We start from the raw sequence: 4628 nt of genomic DNA on the forward strand, positions 1-4628 counted from the left end.
GAGAAATGAAGGTATGGTAAATGTGGGAATGAGCTATGATACCTCCGAATTTGCCGTTGAAAGTATCAGGCAATGGTGGCTTATGTTTGGAAGAAATAATTATCCAAATGCAAAAGGGTTGATGATATGTGCAGATGGTGGCGGGAGTAATGGAAGTCGCAATAAAGGCTGGAAATTTCATCTGCAGGAATTGGTGAACCAAATTAAAATACCTATAACTGTATGTCATTACCCCCCAGGCACAAGCAAATGGAACAAGATAGAACATTGCATGTTCTCATTTATTACAATGAATTGGAAGGGAAAGCCGCTTGTTAGTTTTGAAACAATTGTAAAACTTATCAGTGGTACAAAGACAAATAAAGGTCTTACTGTAGCGTCGCGATTGGATGAAAAGGAATATAATAAGGGAGTCAAAATATTAGGTGAAGATATGGCAAAATTGCAGATACAATACCATTCTTTACACCCTAAATGGAATTATTCTATTTCTCCAAAAGGGGACCCGGATTGATTTGGATATGTTATTTTTCGGCAGACCTGGCCCTGTCGATGTATTCAGGGTTCGCTCGTAACCTGCGGACCGGCTTCGGGAAGATGATCTGCAAGGGTTTTTGTTTTCTTCGACGCTTGCGGCCGGTTGATGTTTGTTCAGGAATTGAAGGTATGATGTTTACTTTAGTTAAATCGGAGATAAAATGCATAAAGGACCCTAAGTTTGCAGCAACCAGAACGAACTCATAAATTGCTTATCATTTTTAGTTATCCTCTGCATTTAAAATTCCATTAAGAAATATATCGATGAATCCGTCAAACTCCTCTTCGGGGTTGCTTAAGATATCCTCGCTGATTACCCCTCTTAGCTGACTCATGTGACAGATATAACTTAGAAAAGTCAACGATGCTGTTCTGGGGTTGATGTTGCGTATTTTTCCATTTTTTAGCTGGGTTTCAAAATATTCACTGATGCGTACTACTATTATTTTAATAACAGATTCAAGAATCACGGCAACTTCAGGATCCCTGCGCCCTTCAGCAATCAATATGACCATAATGTTTACCCGTTCTCTCATTACTTCCAGCAGACTTCTGCCAAGGGTGTGAAGACTTGTTTTAATGTCCTCTTCTTTTTCAATTTGTAATACCGAATCGAGGGTTTTAAGAATTACTTCCCGATTTCTGGTAATGACTGCTCGAAGTATATTCTCTTTTGACTGGAATTTACGGAATAGTGTCACTTCATTGACACCAGCCGCTTCTGCTATTTTTCGAGTTGTTGCCCCATCATATCCCTTTCTTGCGAACACTTTTATCGCAGCATCCATAATTTTTTGCTCAGTTTTATCCATGAATACATGCAATTAGTCTGGGATTTAAGAATAATGTTTTGGTAAGTAAATCAAAACCTAAGCGAAAACTATAAATTAAGAAGGCAAATACTTACATACAAGGTCAAATCATTTCTTTGACTGTAAATGGGTGGTAAATTGTATGTTAAGAAATGAAAAGTTATTAAGATGGAGGTTAAATTATGCCTCCGCATTGTGATACTATGGACGGACCTGTAGTAAATGCATCAAGAATGGCGCTGGAGGCAGGGAATGTCAATCTTATACTTCCCTGGGTACCTGAAATGGGAGAAAATGAATTGAAAAAAGTGTTTGAAAAAACACTTCACGTGAGAAAGCTGAATAAAGAAGCTAAAGAACTTGCAGACCTCTGGTTTTTTGAAACCGCCGTACGATTGCACAGGGCAGGAGAAGGAGAACCTTATATCGGATTGAAACCTGCCGGACTTGATGCGGGGCCTGTGGTTCCAAGAGCAGAAAAAGCCATTGAGCATGAAGATGCAGGCGAAACAATCGAATTCCTATCGCACACTGTTGAAGAAGAAGTGAAGAAAAGGTTCAGGCATGCCATGTCATTGAAGAAGTACGATGAAAATGATGTGGATGCTGCAAGAGAATATATCGGGGCGATGCTTGAGTTTATGCTGTATTCGCATAAATTGTACACATTCATGACAAGTGCGGGTGGGCATGCTGCAGAGGAGGGCGGGCATAAACATTAAACAGCACTCCCTAAACCTGGGGTGAAATTATGGCTAATAAGGCGCCAGACAGATTATTTCAAATACTGAAGCCATCACTCATTGTTACAATTCTTGTGCTTGCCCTGAGCCTTCAGGCGGTGCAGGCTGAGAGTGTGAGCACCTGTATTAATTGTCATGTAAATGAGACACCAAATATCGTTGCTCAATGGCAGGGTGGGAAGATGGGGCAGAACGGTCTTGACTGCCAGGTCTGCCATAGTTCCGAACACAAGGATTCCACGGACGTCGCCAAAGCCGGGCTGCCCACTCCGGACACCTGCAAAGCCTGTCATCCTCAGAAAGTGGAACAGTTCAGGGCAGGCAAGCATTCGTTAGCATGGACTGCCATGAATGCCATGCCCATGATAACCCATCAACCATCGCCTATAGTGGGTAGTGAGAGCTTCAAGGGGTGTTCAGGCTGCCACAAGATAGGCGAGAAGTCGGCCGGGGAGCTTAAGGAATTTCGCTACGGTACGGGCAGCTGTGATTCCTGTCATACCCGCCATAGTTTTAGCATCAGCGAAGCTCTCGATCCTCGAGCATGCCAGACCTGTCACATGGGTTTTGATCATCCACAATGGGAGATGTGGTCAACCTCCAAGCATGGCACTATATGGTTTATTGAAGGGGATTCAGGACGTGCGCCCAAGTGCCAGACCTGTCATATGGCTGAAGGCAACCATGCTGTAATGACAGCCTGGGGATTTCTTGCTCTTCGAGTGCCTGAAGATGACCAGCAGTGGTGGGCTGACAGAGTGGAAATACTCAAAGCTCTGGGCGTGTTGGATGAGAAAGGGAATGGTACAGAACGATTTGATGCTGTCAAAGCAGCTAAAGTGGCAAGGCTTACTAAAGAGGACTTTCAAGCTCAGAGGGCAACGATGGAAGCTATATGCACCAACTGCCATTCTGCAAACTATGTGGCTGAACAAATGGCTGCCAGCGATAAGATCGTACGTGAGACAGACAAAATAATGGCTGAAGGCATCAGAACAGTAAAAGGGCTCTACGACGACGGGCTGCTGGCAAAGCCGGAAGATTGGGAATATGCTCCTGATCTATTGCAGTTCTACGAAGCAAAAAGCAGCGTGGAGCAGGAACTGTACGTCATGTTCCTTGAGTACAGAATGAGGGCTTTTCAGGGCGCTTTTCATGGCAATCCCGACTATATGCACTGGTATGGCTGGGCTGCCATGAAAGAATCACTACAGAAGATCAAGGATGAAGCTGATAAAATGAGAGCCGAGGCGGCAGCCGAAGATACAGGAAAGGAGGCTAAATCTGTTGCGTATTTGGCTCTTGGAACCGGCATTGTGGCATTGGCGATCAGTCTCTTTGTCATTTTCAGATTTCACAGGCTGCATAAGGGTAGATTAAATGACTGAAAACCGGGTTAACAGCATTGCTGACAAAGCTGATTTGTGGTGAATACATTGTCAAGTATTATTTAGATTCTGTGGAGAAGAAGTTTGAGAGCAGGGTGATTTATCTGATCCATATTCGAGAAAACCTGAGTGAGGAAAATGTGTTTGTAAATATTGTAACCTTTCCACCTGTAAAGAAGGGAAAAGATGAGGAATTCAAGAAATGGTTTGCATGGTCAAACACTGTTTACGAAAAATTTGACGGGTTCATTTCAAGACGTCTGCTGAAACCCGTCAAAGGGGGCAATTACGCTGCCATAGTCGAGCATGATACAGAGGAAACTTTCATGGCAATGCACCTGAGCAAGGAGCGGCAGAAAGCATGGGAAAAAGTAGAGTCCCTGCTGGAAGGAAAACCAAAACCCGGCTTTTATGATGCGATAATAGTTTCTGAAACGAAAAGATAAACATGGAAACAGGAATGTATGAAAGTGAAGTGAGTACACTCAGAACAGCGCTTGTATCCTATGTAGTTGTATTTGTCATGAAACTTGGGGTTTATATAATCACAGGTGTGATGGCTTTGTTTGCTGAAGCTCTGCATACCCTCAGTGACATCTTCATATCAGGCTTTCTTTTGGTGTCATTGATGTGGTCGCGTAAGGAAGCTGATGAAGTTCACATGTTTGGCTATGGTAGAGCGCAGAACGTGGCCGCTCTTGTGGCTGCTACCCTGTTTATTTCGTTCACCAGCTACACGCTGTATAAAGATTTGATCGTGGGGGCCACTGTTGGCAACCTGTTGGGGGCAGGTGTGTGGGGTTTCATCCATACCCTTCCACAGATCAATATGTTTACCCACGGCACCCAGATAACGGCATCCCACGCCCATTTTGCCACTCCGGGAACCTATCTTTTCCTGGTACTGGGCATGGCTTATCTTATAGTGCCTGAAATCACAGGCAGGGTTGATTTTCCCCAGTTCAGGGGTAAAACAGGCTTCTGGTTGATGGTATTGGGATTTGCCAACATGATTCTGGCCCTCTTGATCGCAGGAATTGTCCAGGTCTATTTCCAGCGGCTGCATACGGAGAGTTTTATGACAGTTCAGAATATGCTGCATCCCTTCTATGCCTGGCGGACCTTCGGCGCTATCATTACCATAATAG

General features: G+C 43.9%; 7 protein-coding genes. 5 read left to right on the forward strand and 2 right to left on the reverse strand.

Annotation, left to right across the window (positions count from 1 at the left end; translation table 11 throughout):
• A partial coding sequence (locus IBX40_11110; GenBank protein ID MBE0524866.1) for an ISAzo13 family transposase occupies positions 1 to 514 on the forward strand: 514 nt, incomplete at its 5' end.
• 10 nt (positions 515 to 524) lie between these two features.
• Here the strand turns inward: IBX40_11110 and IBX40_11115 are convergent.
• Positions 525 to 704: a hypothetical protein gene (locus IBX40_11115; protein ID MBE0524867.1), complete on the reverse strand. Its 180-nt coding sequence runs from the start codon at positions 702 to 704 to the stop codon at positions 525 to 527.
• 54 nt (positions 705 to 758) lie between these two features.
• A complete protein-coding gene (locus IBX40_11120; protein ID MBE0524868.1) occupies positions 759 to 1349 on the reverse strand; it encodes a TetR/AcrR family transcriptional regulator in 591 nt (196 codons plus the stop codon).
• Positions 1350 to 1531: 182 nt separating this feature from the next.
• Between IBX40_11120 and IBX40_11125 the strand changes: the two genes are divergently transcribed.
• From IBX40_11125 to IBX40_11140, 4 genes are all read left to right on the forward strand, one after another.
• The gene (locus IBX40_11125) at positions 1532 to 2071 is read left to right on the forward strand and encodes a hypothetical protein (GenBank protein ID MBE0524869.1); all 540 of its coding nucleotides are present in this window, start codon (positions 1532 to 1534) and stop codon (positions 2069 to 2071) included.
• Positions 2072 to 2100: 29 nt separating this feature from the next.
• Complete coding sequence (locus IBX40_11130) at positions 2101 to 3480, forward strand: cytochrome C (GenBank protein ID MBE0524870.1); 1380 nt, start codon at positions 2101 to 2103, stop codon at positions 3478 to 3480.
• A gap of 140 nt (positions 3481 to 3620) precedes the next feature.
• Positions 3621 to 3926: an antibiotic biosynthesis monooxygenase gene (locus IBX40_11135; GenBank protein ID MBE0524871.1), complete on the forward strand. Its 306-nt coding sequence runs from the start codon at positions 3621 to 3623 to the stop codon at positions 3924 to 3926.
• A 2-nt stretch (positions 3927 to 3928) separates the two neighbouring features.
• Positions 3929 to 4628: cbb3-type cytochrome c oxidase subunit I (locus IBX40_11140; GenBank protein MBE0524872.1), on the forward strand; the 700-nt coding region annotated here is incomplete at its 3' end.

Source organism: Methanosarcinales archaeon, assembly GCA_014859725.1.
GTDB lineage: Archaea > Halobacteriota > Methanosarcinia > Methanosarcinales > Methanocomedenaceae > Kmv04.

What these genes read in the sequence shown, in the direction of transcription:
- IBX40_11120 (MBE0524868.1), bottom strand. Translation starts at nt 1,349, where the DNA reads ATGGATAAAACTGAGCAAAAAATTATGGATGCTGCGATAAAAGTGTTC.
- IBX40_11130 (MBE0524870.1), top strand. Translation starts at nt 2,101, where the DNA reads ATGGCTAATAAGGCGCCAGACAGATTATTTCAAATACTGAAGCCATCA.
- IBX40_11115 (MBE0524867.1), bottom strand. Translation starts at nt 704, where the DNA reads ATGCATTTTATCTCCGATTTAACTAAAGTAAACATCATACCTTCAATT.
- IBX40_11125 (MBE0524869.1), top strand. Translation starts at nt 1,532, where the DNA reads ATGCCTCCGCATTGTGATACTATGGACGGACCTGTAGTAAATGCATCA.